We start from the raw sequence: 18,305 nt of genomic DNA on the forward strand, positions 1-18,305 counted from the left end.
CTGTCATGCCCACGCCCCTGACCGCACCGGCGACCGATCCGCTGAACACCCCTGTGGACGGACCGCTGAGCGACGTCGCCCTCGCCCGCCGGCTCGGCCCCGGATTCACCAGCCGCCACGCCGACGTCAACGGAATCCGGCTGCACTACGTGACGGGCGGTACGGGCGAGCCGCTGATCCTGCTGGGCGGCTGGCCCCAGACCTGGTGGCAGTGGCACAAGGTCATGCCCGAACTCGCCCGCCGGTACCGGGTGATCGCCGTCGACCTGCGCGGCATGGGCGGCTCGGACAAGCCCGCCGGCGGCTACGACAAGAAGACCATGGCCCGCGACATCCGCGAACTCATCCGCCACCTCGGTCTGACCACGGCCGGCATCGCCGGACACGACATCGGCGCCATGGTCGCCTACGCCCACGCGGCCAACCACCCCGAGGCGACCACCCGCGCCGTCCTGCTGGACGTCCCGCATCCGGACGCGAGCCTTTCCGCACTCGGCCTGCTCCCCGGCCCGGACCAGCACGCAGACTCGGTCGTCGAGGCCGGCGACCGGACCTATCTGTGGTGGTTCGCCTTCAACCAGATCAGGGGCCTGCCCGAGCAGCTGCTGGAAGGCCGCTCCCGGCCCCTGGTGGACTGGCTCTTCGCGTACCTGGCGCACGACCCGGACACCCTGGACGACTTCTCCCGGCAGGTCTACGCGCACGCCTACGCCACCCCCGACGCCATCCGCGCCGGGAACGGCTGGTACCAGGCGTTCAACCGTGACATCGCCGACGAGCGCACCTACGGACCGGTGACCGTGCCCCTGCTCGCTCTCGGCGGCGAACACAGCAACTACGCCTACCTCCGCGATCTGATGCCCGCCAAGGGCACTGAGGTGACCGTGCGGGAAGTCGCCGACTGCGGCCACTACCTCCCCGAGGAGCAGCCCAGGGCGGTCATCGACGCCCTGACCGCCTTCCTGGGCTGACCACCCGGGGCGCTCCTGCCCGGCCGGCCGGGCAGGACCTCAGGGAGTGCAGACGACGCCGGCGCACTGACCGGGTTCGGCGTTGCCGCCTGCCCGGTTGCCCCCGCCGTCGGCGTTGCCCGGGTCGGCGAGGATGCCCCAGCCGTCGTTGTCGCGGGCGGTGTTGCCCTGGAGGGTGTGAACGGCCTTGGAGACGACGATGCCGTCGCCCAGGTTGGCGTCGGCGGTGTTGCCGATCAGCCGGTTGCCGGTTCCGGGCGCCGCCTCTCCGTCGACATGGATGCCCCGTGAGCCGTTGTGGCCGGCCTGGTTGAGCCGCAGGGTGTTGCCGAGGGAGTGCTCCAGGCTGATTCCGTCACCGGTGGTGTGGTCGGCGAGGTTGGACTGGATCAGATTGCGGTCGGCTCCGCTCAGCTCGATGCCGCCGGTGTTCCTGCTGACGTCGTTTCCGGTGACCGTGTTGTCGTGGGACGACTGGAGGAAGATGCCGCTGTCGCCGTTGTCCTGGAGCGTGTTGGACAGGATGTGGTTTCCGGTGGAGTCGGAGACGGTCATACCGGCATCCTGGTTCAGGGAGGACGAGTTGCCCTGGACGAGGTTGCTGTTCGAGCCGAGCCGGAGGACGATCGCACCGTCGCTGCTGTTGCCGATGGTGTTGGTCAGCAGGGTGTTGCCGCCGGCGCCTTCCAGGATCAGGCCGCCGTCCCCGCTGTCGGCGATGTGGTTGCCTTCGAGGCGGTTGGCGTCCGAGTTCTGGAGGAAGACGCCCTCGCCCTGGTTGGCGGTGATCGTATTGCCGGTGAGCGCGTTGCCGCTCGATCCGCCGGTGATCACGACACCCCGCTGGGCCTGTCGTTCGATGAGATTGTCGCGTAGGCGATTGTCGCCGTCGGCGTTGTCGAGTTCGATGCCGGAGAGCTCGTTCTCCTGGACGGTGAGTTCCTCGACGACATTGCCCGACGCTCCGGGCCCGAGCCGTACGCCGTGGTCGAAGTGCTCCACAACGGCGGCAGTGCCGGAGCTGTTGGTGACGGTGGTGTTGTCGAACCCGTCGTTGCGGATCCCCACGCCCAGGCCGACGCCGTCGAGGGTGTGGCCGTTGAGGTCGATGGTGATGCCACTGGCGCCGACGATCAGACCGTCGCCGGGGCAGTCGAGCAGATCGGCGGTGAGAACGACGTCGGCCGTGACCGTCCGACCGCAGGAGAGCTGCGCGGCGTGTGCGGCCGGCGGGTTCACCGACCAGCTGAACAGCGCGGCTGCTCCCGCCGCCGCGAACCACCTCGAAGGAAGCGTTCTGGAGATACGGATCATGCCGAGACTCCCTCTGCCCTGGCGCTGCCGACCGGGCTTCCGGGGCCGGGTACGGACCCTTGGGCCGCGATCGGGACGGATGGCCCGTCCTCCCGCACAGGGTCAAGCGAAAGCCGGCGGAAGGCTATGGAGTGACAAAAAATGACCTAAGTCGGCTGAAGCTTGACTGAATCACGATTGTCAGTGCGATATCCACTTATTCATATAAATACAGGCCTGCGGGCCTCTTCGACCGAGAACCCGGCATCACGGCATCACGGCGCCGGCGGACCGAGCGGACCCGCGAAGCCCACGCCGGCCGGTACACGCGGTCTCCGGTCAGGAGTCCACTCGGGCCGGGCCCAGATCGGCGTGGACCAGGTGGTGGTCCGAGTACGAGGTGTCCCGGACCCCGTGCGCGAGCGGGGCGATGCCCCGCAGGAAGATGTAGTCGAACTTGCTCTGCCAGTCGGTGGTGATCCCGCAGGTGCCGCTGGACGTGGGACGGCACCGGGGGTCCGTGTCCGCGGCCAGCGCCCAGATCCGGTCGAGCTCGGAGGCGTCCGGCACCGCGTTGAAGTCGCCGAGGACGATCGCGCGGTCGTGCCGGGCGACCTCTGTGGCGAGGACGCCGACCTGGCCCGCCCGGATGTCGGCCTGGTGCCGGTGGGCGAGGTGGGTGTTGAAGACCCGGACGGGCTTGCCGCCCACCGTGGTGGTGACCGCCATGTATCCGCGGTCCTCGGAGCCGCCGTCGGGGTACTCCACGTTCACATGGTCCGTCATCGGTGCCGCCGAGAGGACCGCCTGGCCGTAGGCCCCCGGCCACCACGGCATTCCCCCGCAGCGGCTCCGTTTCCGCAGAACCGTCCCGTACTCGACGTGGTAGACCAGTCCGTAACGGTTCCTCAGGTACTCACGGATCTTCTCGACGTCGCGGACGCACGCTTCCTGCATGCCGATGACCTGGGGCGCGTACGTGGCGATCTCCGCCGCCCGGCCCGCGTTGCCCTCGTCGCCGCAGGGGTTGCAGATGTTCCACGTCATGACCCGGTTCGGTACGACGTCCCTGACGGGCTCGACGGGCAGTGAACCGGCGAGGGCACCGCTGGGCGCGCTGGGGCCGACGAGCACCATGCAGGCCAGGGTCATGGCGCCTGCGAGCAACCGCATGCCCCGTCCGAGCACCAGCGCCTCCTCCGTGGGGATACCTGTGGCATCTGCCGTCTCCATGCAGGAGGTTACGGGACGGTGCTGTGAGCCATGCACGCGGTGCCGGATCTTGACGCGCCCGGACGGAGCCGCCTCCGTGGGCGGGGGAGATCTCTACGCGTCGGGCAGGGACGCCGCCAGGTGCTCCCACGCCGTGTGCACGTCCTCCCCGACGATCCCGAACTGCGTGACGACCGCGACACAGCGCCCGTCCTCGTCGTCCAGCTCGATCGCCGAGGTCGGCCCGTGCGCGGCCGGGGAGCGGACGAGGTGGCACGCACGGACCCGCGGCAGGCCGATCTCCACCGTGCTCTCCGCGATCGCCGCGAACACCTGCCCGCCCAGGGTCCGGTCGGTGACGTGCACCCGGCCGGCGCACGCCTGCATGGCCGCCGGGCCGAACACCGCGACGCCGATCGGCAGCCCGGCCGAGCAGACGTGGTCCAGCACCGAGGGCACGACGCCGGCGTCGATCGCGCGGTGCTCGCCGCGGTACCGGGCGAACGCCCGGCGCCGGGCGGCCCCGCCGTCCGCCAGGACCGCGTCGAGCTGGGCGAGCTGGTCGCCGTTCTCCCACGCGGGCACCTCCGGGGCCGCGGACGGCCCGGTGGCGGGCAGCCCGGGGCCGGCCGGGCCGGCGAGTCCGGCCAGCAGACGGTCCCCCTCGGAGAGCAGCCTCCCCTGGTGGACGGTTCGGCCGTCCGCGTCGAACAGGTGCAGGGCGACCGCGCCGGTGCCCTCGTCCCGTACGACCACGGCCGAGGCGACCGCACCGCCGTCGATGCGCAGCGCGATCGAGCCCGGTGGGACGGCGAACGCCTCGCCGCGCAGGCTCGGGACCGCGTAACCGCCCGCCTGCTCGATCCGCGCCACCGGCCCGCCGGTGATCGCCTGGACGTGCTGGAAGAGCGTCAGGCAGCGGGCCAGCTCCGGCATCCGTGGGTCGATCGGCCGCACGGTGCTGTTGCGCCTGCCGCAGTACCACTCGGCCGCGTGCCGGCCGTCGCCGTCCCGCCGCTCGGGAAGGTGGTTCGTCATGCTCAGTACACATCCCGTACGTAGCGCTTCGCCCGGCGCAGGTCCGCCAGGTACCGCGTGGCATCCTCGGCACCGCGTCCGCGCTGCCCGGCGATGACATCCAGCAGGGCCGCCTCGACGTCCTTCGCCATCCGGGAGGCATCCCCGCAGACGTAGACGTGCGCGCCGTCCTCCAGCCATCCGTACAGCTCGCGCGACCGCTCGCGCATCCGCGTCTGCACATAGATCTTCTCGGCCTGGTCGCGTGAGAACGCCAGGTCGAGCCGGGTGAGGACGCCCCGCTCCCGCAGGTGGGCGAGTTCGTCCTCGTACACGAAGTCGGTACGGCGGTGCTGGTCGCCGAAGAACAGCCAGTTGCGTCCGGCGGCTCCCCGTGCGGCGCGCTCGTGCAGGAAGCCGCGGAAGGGCGCGATGCCGGTGCCGGGCCCGATCATGATCATCGGGGCGTCGTCGTCCGCCGGGACGGCGAAGGAGGCGTTCGGCTGGAGGTAGATGCCGACCCCCGGCTCCTCGGCGGCCCGGTTCGCGAGGTAGGTCGAGGCGACACCCTCGTAGCTGCGGTGCGCGGTGCCGTAGCGGACGGACGCGACGGTGAGGTGGATACGGTCCGGGTGGGCGAGCGGGCTCGACGAGATCGAGTACTGCCGTGCCTGGAGCGGCCTCAGGAGCGGCAGCAGTTCGTCCGGGCCCGGGGCGGCGGAGCCGGCGTCACGGAGCAGGTCGAGCACGTCCCGGCCGCGGAGCCAGGAGTCCAGGTCGGAGGGGTCGCCATGGGCGGCGACCGAGGCGAGTTCGCCGGCCGGCGCACGCTCGGCGAGGGCGGCGACCAGGTCCTTCGACGGGGTGCGGATCTCGCGCCCGGTGCGCAGCACCTCGGCGAGCGGCCGGCCGTCGACATCCTCGTCGCCGCGCGCGCCGAGGTGTTCGAGGAGCAGGCCGACGAGTGTGTCGTCGTTCACCGGCACGACGGCGAGTGCGTCGCCCGCGGCATAGGTGATGCCGCTGTCGCCGAGGTCGAACTCGTAGTGGCGGATCTCCTTCGCGCTGTCCGGCGAGGACAGCACCCTGTTCACGGCGAGGCGGGAGGGGTAGGGGTTGCGCTTGTTCCAGGGGGAGCGGGCACCCGGGGCCGGGCCCCCGGCGCCCACCGGGGACGCGGCACTCGCCCCGGTCGCCCCGGTCGCCCCGGTCGCCCTGGTTGCCCCGGTCGTTTCGGTCGCTCCGGTTGCTCCGGTCTCCGTGGCGAGACGGTCCAGGACCGCGGCCGTCCACGCCGCCGCGGGCTCCTCGAAGTCGACATCGCAGTCCACGCGGTCGTGCAGCCGGACCGCCCCGAGCTGCTCCAGACGCGTGTCGATGAGCTTCGCGGCCCGGCAAAAGTCGTCGTACCCCCGGTCACCGAGGCCGAGGACCGAGTAACGCAGCCCCTCCAGCCGGGGCGCCCCGTCGGCCTGGAGGGCCTCCCAGAACAGCCCGGCGTTGTCGGGCATCTCGCCCTCGCCGTACGTCGAGGTGACGACGAGCAGGTGGGACAGGCCGGCCAGCTGCTCGGGCGTGATGGCGTCGAGCGCGGTGGCCCTTCCGCCGAGGCCACGGGCACGGGCTCCGGCGACGACCTCGCCGGCGAGGAACTCGCAGGTCCCGGTCTGCGTGCCGAACAGGACGTCGACCGTCGCCGCCGGTGCGTCGCCTGCGGCGGGCTCGCGGCTCGCGGCGGCCGCGATGCCCGCGATGAACCCGGCGAGCCAGGACTCCTGTTCGGCGGAGAACGGCGCGTCGGCCAGGATGAGGGACCCGGTCGGGGGCAGGGGCGTCATGCGGTCACCGCCTCGGCCGGGGCCTGCGGGGCGCGGCGCGCGGCGATGTCGGCCAGTGCCGCCGTCGCCAGCAGTTCGTCGAACCGGGCGGCTTGGACCCGGCCGGCGTTCTTCGCGTTCTGGTGGAGGATCCAGCCGTAGGTGCCGGGGGCGTCCACGCTCAGGTTGTTCCGCTGTCCCAGCGCGTGCTTGTAGTCGTCCAGGCGCTTGATCGCGATGAGCGTGGCCAGCTCGTCGTCGGCGAACCGCTCCAGCGCGCCGCGCAGGTACGTCACGACCCGCTGTCTGACGAGGAAGTCCTCGGTCAGCACGAGGCCCCGGACCGCCTCGGCGACCCGGGGGTCGTCCAGCCCCCGCGCCCCGGGGACCCGCTTCAGCGCGAGGTCCTGGGCGACACCGAGGATCGTGTACGACGACAGCAGCGAGAACATGCCGTCGCCGCCCCGGTCGCCGAGGGCCGGGGCCCGGCCGCCGAGCACGGTGCGGCGGTCGCGGTAGTCGACCTTGAACGCACGGAGCTTGTCCGTCGCGATCGAGGTCGCCAGCTCGTCGAGCAGTTCCGCCCGGGTGGCCGCGGCGAGGATCTCGGAGGCGTCCTGGTACAGCAGCAGCGCCCGGGGCATCCCGCAGTACACATGCTGCCGCTCGGCCTCCCAGTCCTGAAGCAGCCGGGCCGCCCGCTGTGAGCCGGTGGCCTCCAGGTGCCAGGCCAGGAGCAGCCGGACGGCTTCCTCGTGGAAGGAGCCGTGCGCGGTGTCGGTCACCGGGAACACGAGCAGCGAGTCCGCGCTCACCCGGCCGGGCAGCTCGCCCGACGGGTCGTACTGGTACAGGAACCCGCCGCTCATGCCGTTGCCGAGGCCCTTGCCGAAGCCGCCGAGGTTGAGTACGGCGCCACCGGTCATGTACTCGCAGCCGAAGTCGCCGAGGCCTTCCACGACCGCGGTCGCGCCCGAGTTCCGCACGGCGAACCGGTCGCCTGCCTCCCCCTGTACGAAGGTGCGGCCGCCGGTCGCGCCGAACAGCGCGAAGTTCCCGACGAGCACATTGCCGCCGCGTTCGCCGCTGCCGCCGCCCGGGGCGCGGACGACGATCCGGCCGCCGCTCTGGCTCTTGCCGACGCCGTCGTTCGCGGTGCCGGTGTGTTCGAGGGTGATGCCGTCGTTGCAGAACACGCCGTACGACTGACCGGCGGATCCGGTGGTACGGATATGGACGGCCCCGTCGGCGAGCCGGCGCCGGCCGCGGTCGTCGGTCACGACCGCGGGCGCACCGGCGAGGGCGGCGGCGCCGGGCCCGTGGTTGAGGAGCCGTTCGACATCGATCCCGAGCTGCCCGCCGACGGACTTGTCGCTGTTGCGGAGGCGGATGCCCTCGATGAGCACGGCCGGCTCGCGCCGCTCCAGCAGCGCGGTACGGACCCGCTCGATGAGGGCGTCGTCGGTGGTGAAGTCCTTCTCCAGGTACTCGGGGTTCTCGACGGCCTTCTCGGGCACGCGCGCGAGCAGCCGGCGGACGTCGAGGCGCCCGACGCCCGCGGGGTGGTCGAGCAGCTGCAACAGGTCCGTACGGCCCCGGGCCTCGCGCAGGGACCGCAGACCGAGGCGGGCGAGGATCTGCCGGACGTCGTGCGCGATGTTGAGCAGGTACTGCGCCAGCGCGCGCGGGTCGCCCTCGAAGACCTCGGCGTTCGTGGTGAGCCCGGCGGGGCACTTCACATGGCAGTTCTTCGCCATGACACAGCCCAGCATCATGAGCGCGGTCGTCCCGAACTCGAAGCTGTCGGCCCCGAGCAGCGCCGACGTGACGACGTCGCCGCCGGTCTGGTGGGCGCCGGAGCAGCGCAGGGTGACCTTCTGCCGGAGCCCGTTCGCGACGAGCGCCTGGTGCACCTCGGCGACGCCGATCTCCGCCGACCGCCCCGCGTACTTGAGGCTGGTGACGGCCGCCGCGCCGGTGCCGCCGGTGTTCCCGGCGACGTTGATCACGTCCGCGCCGGCCTTGGCGACACCGACCGCGATGGTGCCGATGCCCTCCGAGGACACGAGCTTGACGACGACCCGGACCCGCGCGGCCTTGCAGTCGTGGATGAGCTGCGCGAGGTCCTCGATCGAGTACGTGTCGTGGTGCGGCGGCGGCGAGATGAGTTCGATGCCCGGGGTCCCGCCGCGCGCCGCCGCGATGTCGACGGTGACCTTCGGCGTGGGCAGCTGACCGCCCTCGCCCGGCTTCGCACCCTGGCCGATCTTGATTTCGAGCTCTTCGAGCATCGGGTCGGCGAGGTAGCCCGCCCAGATCCCGAACCGGCCGGACGCGAACTGCTTGATCCGGGAGCCGCGGATCGTGCCGTACCGGGAGTGGTGCTCGCCGCCCTCGCCGCTGTTCGACATCGCGCCGACCATGTTCGTGCCGTGGGCGACGGCCTCGTGCGCGGTCGCCACGAGCGCGCCGTGGCTCATCGCGCCGGACGCGAGGGTACGGGTGATCTCGTGCGCGGGCTGCACCGCGTCGGGCGGCAGGCTCTCGGGCGCGCTCGTGAGGAGCGTGAGCAGCCGTGCCGCGCCGCCGACGGCGACGACGACCGCGGCGTCGGCGTCCGTCTCCAGCGTCTCGACCTCGCCGGGGTGCGCGAGCGTGATCCCGTCCGCGAGCGCGGCGTGCCGCTCGATGCCCTCGGGTCCGGGGGAGGCGAGGCACAGACGGGCCGTCACCGCGCCGCCCCCGCCCATCGACGGGTCGGAGACGGAGACGAGGAGACCGCGGACCGTGACGCTCGCGTTGCCGGTGGTGGAGAACCGGCCCAGCTCGCGGGCGAAGTCCTCCGGGGTGCGCAGCCCCGTGACGTCCGCGGGCAGCGCGAGCACATCACGGAGCGCGGCCGGGCGGCGGGACCGCTCCTGGTGCGTCGTCCGCAGGAACGCGCGGTACCCGGGCGTGATCCGGAACGCGTCGATCTCGGCGTCGCTGAGCGCGTCGTACCCGGTGTTCCGGTACGCGGCGTCGGTGATGCCGAACGCGTCGTCGAGTTGGCCGAGCGTGAGCAGGCGCAGCGCGTCCGAGTCGTCGTCCCGGCCGAACTCCGGCCGCTCCCCGGTCATACCGGCGAAGCCGCGCACGGCCGTGACACCGAACGAGTGCCCGGCGCCGTCGGAGCGCTCCTTGAACAGGCCGAGCAGCGGGATCTGCCGCTCGTCCGCCACGGTACGGGCCCGCTCGTGCCACTCGGTCGCGGCCTGCGCGACACGGGTGAACCCGACGCCGCCGACCGGGGCGTCCATGTGCGGGAAGATCCGCGCGAACACGTCGTCGCGGGTGTCGAGGTAGTTCGGTTCAAAGAACTCGCCGCCGATGTAGCTCTCGGCGGTGCACAGCCCGACGCGGCCCATGGTCTTGGCGAGCGACTTCTCGGCCGCCTTGCGGAACCTCGCCAGCGCCCGGTCGGTCGCGGTGACCTCGCCCGCGGGCGCCGGTGCGCTCGGGTGCTTCTCCTCGGCGCGCAGCCGTGCGCTGAGGCTGTAGACCGCCGAGGCGCCGAAGCCGAGCGCGGTGGCGACGTGGTGCGAGGAGGCCACCTGACCGCTCTCCGCCACGATCGAGACGCGCAGGCGCAGCCCGGTCTCGATGAGGCGCTGGTTCACGGCCGCGACGGCATGGATCACCGGCAGCGGCGCATGCGTGGAGGAGATCGCCCGGTCGGTGAGGAGCGCGATGCCGCCCCCGTCCGCGGCGAAGCGTTCGACGTCGTCGCAGAGCCGGTCGAGCGCGGACCGGAGCGCGTCGGCGTTGGCCCTCTCGTCGCCGTACACCGGGACGTAGAGCATGGCGAACCGCTCCAGCGGCACGATCCGCTGGTCGCGCAGGCGGACCATGTCGAGGTGGCCGAGCACGGGCGAGGACAGCACGAGCCGGCGGCCGTCGGTGTTCCCGGTGCCGTCGGGCTTCGGGCCGAGGGCGACCCGCATGCTCATGCCGTCGGCCTCGCGGATGCTGTCGAGCGGCGGGTTCGTCACCTGGGCGAAGCGCTGCGAGAAGTACTTCGCCATCCCGCCCTCGGTGTCGCTGAGCGCGTTGATGGCGTTGCCGTACCCCATCGCCGAGATCCGCTCCGACCCCGTGGCGAGCATCGGGTCGAGCATGAAGCGGAAGCTCTCCTGGTTCAGCGAGTACGCCACATAGCGGCCGGCGAGGGTGAGGTCGCCGTCGTACCCGAGCGTCGTCGTGCCGCGCTCGTAGCCGGGCGCCGGCAGGTCGTCCAGGTTCACCCGTGCGGCGGTGAGCAGCTCGGAGTAGGGGCGGCGCGCGGCGAGGGCGTCGAGCACCTCGCGGGTGCGCAGCCGGCGGCCGGTGCGGTGGTCGACGACGAGCATGCCGCCGGCCTCGATGCGGCCCCGGTGCACGACCTCGTCGTCGGGGAACGCGACCTGGCCGGCCTCCGACGCCACCATGAGGTACTCGGCGGTCTCGACGGTCCGCAGCGGGCGCAGGCCCAGCCGGTCGAGCCGGGCGCCGACGACGTCCCCGTCGCTGAAGACGACGGCCGCGGGGCCGTCGTTCTTCTCCTCGTACAGCGAGAAGTACTCCAGCATGTCCCGTACGGCGCCGGGCAGCGTGCGGTCGTTCTCCCACGCGGGCGGCATGAGGGACACGACGGCCTCGACGAGGTCCAGGCCGTCGTCGAAGACCCGGCTCTGGAGGGTCTGGTCGAGCCGGCTGGAGTCCGACTGTCCCGGGGGACGCACGATGTTCCGGGTGCGGGCGCGGGCGAGTGCCTCGTCGGACAGGCGGTTCTTGCGGTCGGTGTTCAACTCGCCGTTGTGCGCCATGAGCCGGAAGGGCTGCGCCATGGTCGGGTGCGGCTCGGTGTTCGTGGAGAACCGGGTGTGGAAGTACAGCGACCGGACGGAGTGCCGCGGATCGCCGAGATCGCGGAAGTACCCGATGACCTCGCCGGAGTTGAGCCGCCCCTTGAGCACCTGCGTCCGCGCGCTCAGGGACAGCGGGTACAGCCCCGTGTACGTGTCGTCGGCGTAGGCGACGGCCTCGACGGCGAGCAGCGCGCGGTGGGCGGCCGCGTCGACCTCGCCGCGCTCCCAGTCCCCGGGCGCGCGGAACACCCACTGCACGATGGGCAGCTGGTGGCGCTCGGCCGCGGGGCGGGCGGCGGTGTGGTCCACGGGGACGTCGCGGACCAGCAGGACCTCGAATCCCTGCGCGGCGATGCTCCGGCCGACGAGGTCCACCGCGCCGTCGCGGCGGCCTGCGTCGGCCGGCACGAAGCAGTTCGCGACGCCGAAGTGTCCCGCGCGCAGCGCCTCGCCGGTGATCGCGCCGAAGAACTCCACCGACAGGTCGACGCTCACACCCGCGCCGTCGCCGACGCCCTCGGCGGACGTGCCGCCGCGGTGCGGGATGGCGCGGAGGGCTTCGTCGCCCTTGCGCAGGACATCGTGGCTCGGCGTCCCGTCGAGACGGGTGATGAAGCCGACGCCGCAGTCACTGTGGTCGCGGGCAGGGTCGTACAGACCGATGGGGGAGTGATTCACGTGGGTCCCGTCAGCGAGATTCCGGCAGCGGACGGCCAGGCTGCGTCGGTGAAGCGCTCGCCGTGGGCGGACCGGTGCGACGGTCGAGCCCTGAGTGGTGTGAGTGAGTACGGTAAGGCTTGCCTAACTCACTCCGCAAGGGGGTGTCCACCCCGGCTTCCCGATCCGTGCCCCGGCACCGGCTCCTTCCCCAGGATGGGGGCGGCCGCCGCCGGAAACCTCCTGCGGTCCCTCAGGACGGGATCGCGCGCCGCGCCCGCACCTCTGCCAGCACGCGTTCGACCCGCCGGAACCGGCCCAGCAGATGCGGCGCCCGCGCGCCGACCGTGGCGAGGAGCGTCACCGGCAGCGGGCGGCCCGCCAGCACGGCCAGGGCGATCGACCAGGGCGGGATGCCGGCCAGCGCGCACGCCAGGACGGCAACCCGGGGCGTCCACGGCAGGAGCGCCAGAAGGGCAAGCGCCCAGATGCCGTGCCGCGCCACCGGACCGAGTCCACCCTCGCCGGGGGCCGGCGCCCCGACCGTCTCCAGCAGCCATGGCCCTGCCGACCGCACGGCCGACGCCACCAGGAACGCGCCCACGACGGACGCGGTGACGAATGTCAGGGCGATCATCGGCCAGCGCCGTGGATGGAGCGCCGAAACCCCCATGAGCAGCATCTGATTGGGCAGGAAGGGCAGCACGTAGTCGCTCAGCGGGAAGGCGGCGAGCGCCGGAAGGAACCACGGCCGGTGCGCGGCGCGGTCGAGCCGTACCAGGATCCGTCCGGTGCGGGTGGTGGGAGTGCCGGGAGCGGCGGCCGGGGCGTCAGCCATGGCGCAGCGCCCGGTAGCCGACGGACGGCGCGATGCGCATCAGGGCGGGCAGCAGACGCGCCTTGCCGACCAGGATCTCCGCCCGGTCGCGGCGGATGCCGTCGACCACCGCCCGCGCCGCCTCGGCCGGGCTGATCTTGCCCCGGCCGCGGCCCGCCGTCATGTCGGTGTCGACGAGGGGGAGGACCGCGTCCATGACCCGGATGTGGGGCGCGGCCTCCTCGCACTGGTAGCGCAGGGCCCGGGTGAACGTACGGACCGCGGACTTGGCGGCGCAGTACACGGGCGCCGAGGCCTTGGGAACGACGGCGAGACCGCTGCTGATGTTCACGATCGCGGCCGACGGCTGGTCGCGGAGGTGGGGCAGCAGGCCCGTGGAGAGCGTGATGACGGCGTCCAGATTGACGGCCAGCTCCCGGCGGAGCACCTGCCGCGTGTCGCGCGGATCGCCGGTCAGGAAGTCGCCGAGGTTCTGCACCCCGGCGTTGTTGATGACGACACCGAGGCCGGGGTGGCGGGCGGGCAGCCCGTCGCCGAAGGCGTCGACGGCGTCCGGATCCGCGAGGTCCACCACCTCGGCCGACACGCGGTCGCCGTACTCGGCGGTGAGGTCCGCGAGGTGGCCGGGGTCACGGCCCACGGCCACCACATGCGCGCCGAGCCCGATCAACTGCCGGGTCAGTGCCCGGCCGACACCACGGGTGCCGCCCGTGACGAGCACCGTTCTGCCGGTGAGGTTCATGGAGTCCTTCTCTTCGTCGGTACGTGGGTGGGGCCCCCGCGCTCGCCGGGGGCCGGCTGCCGAAACGCCGAGCGGTAGGCCGCCGGTGTCATGGCGGTCCGGAGTTTGAAGTGGCGGGTGAAATGGGGCTGGTCCGCGTAGCCGCAGGCGAAGCCGATGACGCTCACGCTGTGCCCGCTGCGCATGAGCAGTTCGGCGGCGGCCTCCGTACGCACTCTCCCCAGCAGCCCGCCGAAGCCGCCCGCGCCCGCCAGCCGCCGCTGGAGGCTCCGCGGGGGAACTCCCAGCTCAGCGGCGAGCCCCCCGAGCGTCCAGCGCCGCGCGGGATCGGCGGCGAGAAGCCTGCGCGCCCGCGAGACCGCGTCCTGACCGGGCTCCTGCGCGCGGGCCGCCGCAGCGGGCGGTGCCGTGTGCGACCAGGTGAACCGCCACAGGCCGCTGTCCAGCCCGGGCGGGGGCGCCGTGAAGCCACCGCCCGAGAACACGGTGACCGGTCCTGACCCCCCGCGGCCCGCGTCGACCGTGATGTCCCGCGCGCCGCACAGCGCCAGCAGCGCCGTCAGCACCCCGAGCACGAGGGCGTCCGCGGCGGGATCCGGAGGCGCCCCGGGCGGCCCGACATGCTCCGCGACGAGGTACACGGCGCCGCGCTCCCGGACCACCACACGGTGGCGGGAGTGCGTGAACCGCTCCAGCCGCTGCCACCGCTCGAACAGATCATGCGGAGTGACGGAACCCAGCAGCGCCGAGACGGCAGGATCGGACGAGTACGCCGACAGCGCCGCGCCGACCCGCAGCAGGGGCATCAGCCCGTGCTCACGGGCCACGCCCGTCAGGAACCGGTGCTTCGCCCGGAACGGCAGAAGGGCCCCGGCGCTCGTGGGCGCCACGGTGTGGATGCCCTGCGCGGCCAGCGCGCGCTGCACCAGTGCCACCAGGTGGGCACTCGCGTACTCGTCCATCTCCTCCATGACCGCCCCTTTCCTTCCGGCTCTGACGGGCACGGTAGGTGCGGCGGTACGGGGGTGTCTTGAACGATCACGCCACGAGGTGCGGAGCTGTGCCGGCCGGCAGGAGGGCGACGGTGCCGGGGCCTTCGACGTGCTGCCGGCACGGTCGCCCGCCATTCCGCCGGCTCTTGCCCATGGGTACCGAAGCAGCCCCACCGGGGAATTTCCGGTGGGGCTGCTTCGGGATGGTCCACGTGCTGCGAGGGCTCGACCGCTATCGGGTCTCTATGACGAGACAGTCACCGAAAAGCGTCCGGGTCGGGTCGGCGCATCATCTGGACGCGAAGCTGACGACCGGGCCGTCGTCGGTCTCCTTCACCCAGACGTCGAAGGACTCCTCCGGGAACGCCTCCGCCAGGGCACAGCTCCACATGGCGCGGATCGCGTTGCCGATGGCGGTCAGCGCCGCATCGGTCTCCTCGTCGATGTCGCACCGGATCACATCCGCCAGAACCAGGCGGTTGAGGAAGGCTTCCACGGCGCGGATGTCACCGCCGAACTGCTCGAACCAGGTATCGACGAGATCATCGCCTGCGGCCCGCTGCCAAAGGACGCAGCCCCGGCGCTGGACGAACTGCGGACGGAACACCCGGCTGAGTGCGAGCCATTCGGCGACACCTGTCCGGTCGGTGAGAAAGTCGACATGGTCGAGGCCGTCTCCTGTGAACGATTCCCGCCACTCCTTGATCGGAGTGAACTCATTGGGGTTCATCGAGAAATCTCCTGTCAAGGCAACTCGTCAGGGCGAGCAGGTCGAGTGTTGTGAGGGCCCCATGTGTGAAATACCTGTCCGGTCTTCGGGTTGGTGTTCTTGGTCATTTCCACCACGTGGGGAGGGGGTATGACGCGCCCGTCCGGACTGGGTCAGCGTGAAGGTGCCGTCGGGGTTCGCCGTCGTCGACGAGTACTCGGTCCGCTCCGAAACCACCTCGACGGCCTTGCCCGTCGCGGTGGCCTCGGCCGCCGCCGAGAGCGGCGTTCGGGCCGTGGCCGGCCCGCCCTACCCTAAGGCCCAGGACAGACTCACGGACCGCTGCCACGCTGAACTCGCAGAGGTGGAGAAGCGCAAGATCCGCAAGCTGCGCGACGTCGACAAGAGGATCGACGCGCTTGCGGAGGAACTCCGCCAGGACTTGGCCAGGGCGCTGGCCGGCAAGCAGGCCGCGTACGTCCGGGACCAGCTCACCCGGCGGGTCATCGCGCAGTCCCCGCCGCACGGCATCGGCCCGACACTCGCCGCTCGTCTCGCCGCCGCGGGTATCAGGACGGCAGCCGACTTCCTGGGCTACCGGACCGTTCAGAACGGCTCCTACACCAGCACCGGCGCCGTACTCGTCTCCCACAGCGGTCAGTTCGTCAACGTTCAGGGCATCGGCGAAGCCAAGGCGATCGCCCTCGACGAGTGGCGCAAAGCCGTGCTCGCGTCCGCCGTCGCCCGCCAACCGAGCGCTCTCGCCCCGGTGGAGCGGCAGTCGATCCACCAGGGCGTCACACTCCGCCGGGCCCAGCTCACCGACCAGCGCAGAACGGTGGAGTACGAGGCCGACGCCTTGCGCACGCAGGCCCGCAAGCAACTGGAGGAGGGCCAGGAACGTCTCACCCGGGAGAACGCGCTCGCAGGCGACAAGGCCCGTCAGCAGCGGCAGGAGTTCGGCCGGCGGACGGTCGAGATCCAGCAGAACAGCGCCCTCCACGGGAGGCTGAGCGCCGAGGTGAGGAGCGTCAGGCACCGGCGGCGCGGGCTGTCGTACGCGTGTTACCTGCGCTTCCTCTGCATCGGTCGCTGAACACGGCGCGAGCGCGGAGGCGGGGACGGAGGCGGGGGCGCCCGCCGGGCGGGGATGCCGGGACCCGGAGGGAGCGTGCGTCGAGGAGTTGGCAGGGCTCAGGGGAACTGACGGGATCTCGCGCATACCTCAGGTGACGCATTGACTCCACGGCGCCACGGTTGCATGCTCAATGGTCCTCTGGTGGAGATCCAGAGGAGAGACTGTGTCCTGTCTGGGGGGAAAATGAGGGGAAAGACGAGCAGGAGCACCACCAGAGGTTTACGGGCCACCCTGAGCGCGGCGCTCGTGGTCTGCGCGGTCACGGCCGTCGCGCCCACGGCCGCCACGGCCGCCACAGCCGCCCCACCGGGGCCGACTGCCGTCGCGATGGGCGGTCTCAGCGTCGGTGTCGAGAGGATCAGCGTCGCGACCGACGAAGGCTACGGCGCCGCCTCGATCACACCCGACGGCCGCAGCGTCGTCTTCACGTCGCTGAAGAACGGCCCGGCACAGGGCGGCAACGCGGTGTACGTCAGCGACCGGCGGGCCGGGCAGACCAGGACGGAGCCCCTGGCCGAGGGCTGGACCCCGGCGATCAGCGGCGACGGGAGACAGGTCGCCGCCAATGCTCCGCGACAGGGGATGACCGCCGAGCGGATCCAGCAGCATTCCCTGGACCTTGGCCTGCTTCCCATCATCTGCGGCCGCTGCAACCAGCCGTCGCTGAGTGGGGACGGCCGCTACCTCGCCTTCGGCTCCCTGCGTTCCCCGGGACTGTTCCGGGACGTCGTGGTCGCGGACCGCAACGGCGGCTTCCACACCATCGCCTCCCTCGGCACCTTGGCTCCGGCCCGGCCGTCCATCAGTGGCGACGGCCGCTATGTCGCCTACCAGGACTTCACGTTCCAGAAGGAGGGCGTCTACCTGTGGGACCGGACCACCGGCACCACAGCGGGCCCGCTCGCCGGATCGTCCACGACCGTGTCGCTCGTCCAGCTCAGTGACAACGGCGGCAAGGTCGTCTACCACTCCGGCCCCGACACCTACGTCCACGACATCGGCTCGGGCGCCGCCCAACTGGTGCCGAACGTACAGGGTGTGGCCATCGACCCCACCGGCCGCTACCTGCTGCACGCCCCCAGCGGCACGGGCGGACCCTCGCTCGTCCTGCGCGACCTTCGGACGGGCGCCGACGAGACCGTCTCCGACCAGCCCGCCACCGCCGAGGCCGACTCGGTCAGCGCCGGCGGGCGCGACGTCGTCTTCCAGTCCGCGGCCGACAACATCGTCCCCGGCGACACCAACGGCACATCGGACGTCTTCGTCCGCCGCTTCTTCTGATCGCCCCGGCCGCCGGCCGGCCCCCTGCCGCACCCGGTGTCCGGGCGCCTGCCGCGCGAGCCGACGGCCGTGCCCGGACCGGGGCGGTGGCGGGCGACCGGCTCCGGTCCCCGCGCACGGCCCTTCAGCGGCACAAGCCCTACTGGCCGACCCTTCCGTCGACGCACTCGCGCAGCAGATCGGCGTGCCCGCAGTGCCGGGCGTACTCCTCGATCCTGTGCACCATCAGCTCCCGCACGGCGATCCCGTCCCGGCCCACCCGCTCGCCCGGATCCGGGTGCCCGGCCAGCGCGGCGTCGGTCGCCGCCTGCTCGCGCTCCAGATCCGCGTACGCGGCGTCGACCACGGCCGGATCGGCGACAGCGCCGTTGAAGTCCCCGTCGGGATCCCCGTACAGCGTCGGCAGCGGGTCACCCTCCCTGATCCAGTTGTGCCAGTCCCGTTCCACCTCGGCGAGGTGGCGCACCAGACCCAGCAGCGACATCGTCGACGGCGGGACCGACCGGCGGGCCAGCTGTTCCGCGTCCAGGCCCTCGCACTTCATCCGCAGGGTCATGCGGTAGCTCTTCAGGAAGTCCCGCAGCGTGGCCTGCTCGCCGTCCGGACCGGCTCCCTCGCCGGTGCGCGGGTCGTCGTCCGGGTCGGTCCACATGTCGGGGTAGGCGGTGGCCCGGGTCCATCGTGCGGGTGCGTCGTCCATGCGGGCCATGCTCACCCGTGAGGGCCCGGGTCGGCCAGTGGGTTTTTCCGCG

Annotated in this window: 13 protein-coding genes; 3 read left to right on the forward strand and 10 right to left on the reverse strand. The window is 72.1% G+C overall.

The window, feature by feature from the left end; all coding sequences use genetic code 11:
• Positions 1-5 precede the first annotated feature (5 nt).
• On the forward strand, positions 6-971 hold the full coding sequence (locus SYYSPA8_RS01315) for an alpha/beta fold hydrolase (RefSeq protein ID WP_323444997.1): 966 nt from the start codon (positions 6-8) through the stop codon (positions 969-971).
• Positions 972-1,010: 39 nt separating this feature from the next.
• On the opposite strand, the gene SYYSPA8_RS01320 is transcribed toward SYYSPA8_RS01315, so the two are convergent.
• The 9 genes from SYYSPA8_RS01320 to SYYSPA8_RS01360 all read right to left on the reverse strand — a co-directional run bounded on the left by SYYSPA8_RS01320 (position 1,011) and on the right by SYYSPA8_RS01360 (position 15,155).
• A complete protein-coding gene (locus SYYSPA8_RS01320; protein WP_323444998.1) occupies positions 1,011-2,285 on the reverse strand; it encodes a right-handed parallel beta-helix repeat-containing protein in 1,275 nt (424 codons plus the stop codon).
• A gap of 318 nt (positions 2,286-2,603) precedes the next feature.
• Positions 2,604-3,497 carry an endonuclease/exonuclease/phosphatase family protein gene (locus tag SYYSPA8_RS01325; RefSeq protein ID WP_323444999.1) on the reverse strand — a complete coding sequence of 298 codons (894 nt, stop codon included), beginning with the start codon at positions 3,495-3,497 and terminating at the stop codon, positions 2,604-2,606.
• Positions 3,498-3,590: 93 nt separating this feature from the next.
• Positions 3,591-4,514 carry a hypothetical protein gene (locus tag SYYSPA8_RS01330; protein ID WP_323445000.1) on the reverse strand — a complete coding sequence of 308 codons (924 nt, stop codon included), beginning with the start codon at positions 4,512-4,514 and terminating at the stop codon, positions 3,591-3,593.
• A 2-nt stretch (positions 4,515-4,516) separates the two neighbouring features.
• Positions 4,517-6,331 (reverse strand): sulfite reductase subunit alpha, encoded by a 1,815-nt coding sequence (locus SYYSPA8_RS01335; RefSeq protein ID WP_323445001.1) that lies wholly within the window; start codon positions 6,329-6,331, stop codon positions 4,517-4,519.
• A complete protein-coding gene (locus SYYSPA8_RS01340; protein WP_323445002.1) occupies positions 6,328-11,874 on the reverse strand; it encodes a glutamate synthase-related protein in 5,547 nt (1,848 codons plus the stop codon). The genes SYYSPA8_RS01335 and SYYSPA8_RS01340 overlap by 4 nt, the downstream gene beginning before the upstream one ends.
• Before the next feature lie 232 nt (positions 11,875-12,106).
• Positions 12,107-12,691 carry a hypothetical protein gene (locus SYYSPA8_RS01345; protein ID WP_323445003.1) on the reverse strand — a complete coding sequence of 195 codons (585 nt, stop codon included), beginning with the start codon at positions 12,689-12,691 and terminating at the stop codon, positions 12,107-12,109.
• Positions 12,684-13,433, reverse strand: coding sequence for an SDR family oxidoreductase (locus SYYSPA8_RS01350; protein WP_323445004.1), 750 nt, complete (start codon positions 13,431-13,433; stop codon positions 12,684-12,686). The genes SYYSPA8_RS01345 and SYYSPA8_RS01350 overlap by 8 nt, the downstream gene beginning before the upstream one ends.
• Positions 13,430-14,404 (reverse strand): AraC family transcriptional regulator, encoded by a 975-nt coding sequence (locus SYYSPA8_RS01355; protein ID WP_323445005.1) that lies wholly within the window; start codon positions 14,402-14,404, stop codon positions 13,430-13,432. The genes SYYSPA8_RS01350 and SYYSPA8_RS01355 overlap by 4 nt, the downstream gene beginning before the upstream one ends.
• 310 nt (positions 14,405-14,714) lie before the next feature.
• The gene (locus SYYSPA8_RS01360; RefSeq protein ID WP_323445006.1) at positions 14,715-15,155 is read right to left on the reverse strand and encodes a hypothetical protein; all 441 of its coding nucleotides are present in this window, start codon (positions 15,153-15,155) and stop codon (positions 14,715-14,717) included.
• Between the two features lie 157 nt (positions 15,156-15,312).
• Here SYYSPA8_RS01360 and SYYSPA8_RS01365 point away from each other — a divergent pair, with 157 nt between their 5' ends.
• Both SYYSPA8_RS01365 and SYYSPA8_RS01370 read left to right on the forward strand, forming a co-directional pair.
• Positions 15,313-16,230: a hypothetical protein gene (locus tag SYYSPA8_RS01365; RefSeq protein WP_323445007.1), complete on the forward strand. Its 918-nt coding sequence runs from the start codon at positions 15,313-15,315 to the stop codon at positions 16,228-16,230.
• A gap of 225 nt (positions 16,231-16,455) precedes the next feature.
• Positions 16,456-17,553, forward strand: a complete 1,098-nt coding sequence (locus SYYSPA8_RS01370; protein ID WP_323445008.1) for a TolB family protein — start codon at positions 16,456-16,458, stop codon at positions 17,551-17,553.
• Between the two features lie 139 nt (positions 17,554-17,692).
• On the opposite strand, the gene SYYSPA8_RS01375 is transcribed toward SYYSPA8_RS01370, so the two are convergent.
• Positions 17,693-18,262, reverse strand: a complete 570-nt coding sequence (locus SYYSPA8_RS01375; protein WP_323445009.1) for a DinB family protein — start codon at positions 18,260-18,262, stop codon at positions 17,693-17,695.
• Between the last annotated feature and the right edge of the window lie 43 nt (positions 18,263-18,305).

The sequence above is a fragment of the Streptomyces yaizuensis genome (assembly GCF_034961445.1).
In the GTDB taxonomy this organism is placed as follows: Bacteria; Actinomycetota; Actinomycetes; order Streptomycetales; family Streptomycetaceae; genus Streptomyces; species Streptomyces yaizuensis.

Bases quoted from the DNA above. Each gene is read 5' to 3' on its own strand.
- SYYSPA8_RS01375 (WP_323445009.1), bottom strand. From the start codon at position 18,262: ATGGCCCGCATGGACGACGCACCCGCACGATGGACCCGGGCCACCGCC.
- SYYSPA8_RS01335 (WP_323445001.1), bottom strand. From the start codon at position 6,331: ATGACGCCCCTGCCCCCGACCGGGTCCCTCATCCTGGCCGACGCGCCG.
- SYYSPA8_RS01360 (WP_323445006.1), bottom strand. From the start codon at position 15,155: ATGAACCCCAATGAGTTCACTCCGATCAAGGAGTGGCGGGAATCGTTC.
- SYYSPA8_RS01320 (WP_323444998.1), bottom strand. From the start codon at position 2,285: ATGATCCGTATCTCCAGAACGCTTCCTTCGAGGTGGTTCGCGGCGGCG.
- SYYSPA8_RS01345 (WP_323445003.1), bottom strand. From the start codon at position 12,691: ATGGCTGACGCCCCGGCCGCCGCTCCCGGCACTCCCACCACCCGCACC.
- SYYSPA8_RS01355 (WP_323445005.1), bottom strand. From the start codon at position 14,404: ATGGAGGAGATGGACGAGTACGCGAGTGCCCACCTGGTGGCACTGGTG.
- SYYSPA8_RS01325 (WP_323444999.1), bottom strand. From the start codon at position 3,497: ATGGAGACGGCAGATGCCACAGGTATCCCCACGGAGGAGGCGCTGGTG.
- SYYSPA8_RS01330 (WP_323445000.1), bottom strand. From the start codon at position 4,514: ATGACGAACCACCTTCCCGAGCGGCGGGACGGCGACGGCCGGCACGCG.
- SYYSPA8_RS01350 (WP_323445004.1), bottom strand. From the start codon at position 13,433: ATGAACCTCACCGGCAGAACGGTGCTCGTCACGGGCGGCACCCGTGGT.
- SYYSPA8_RS01370 (WP_323445008.1), top strand. From the start codon at position 16,456: ATGAGGGGAAAGACGAGCAGGAGCACCACCAGAGGTTTACGGGCCACC.
- SYYSPA8_RS01315 (WP_323444997.1), top strand. From the start codon at position 6: ATGCCCACGCCCCTGACCGCACCGGCGACCGATCCGCTGAACACCCCT.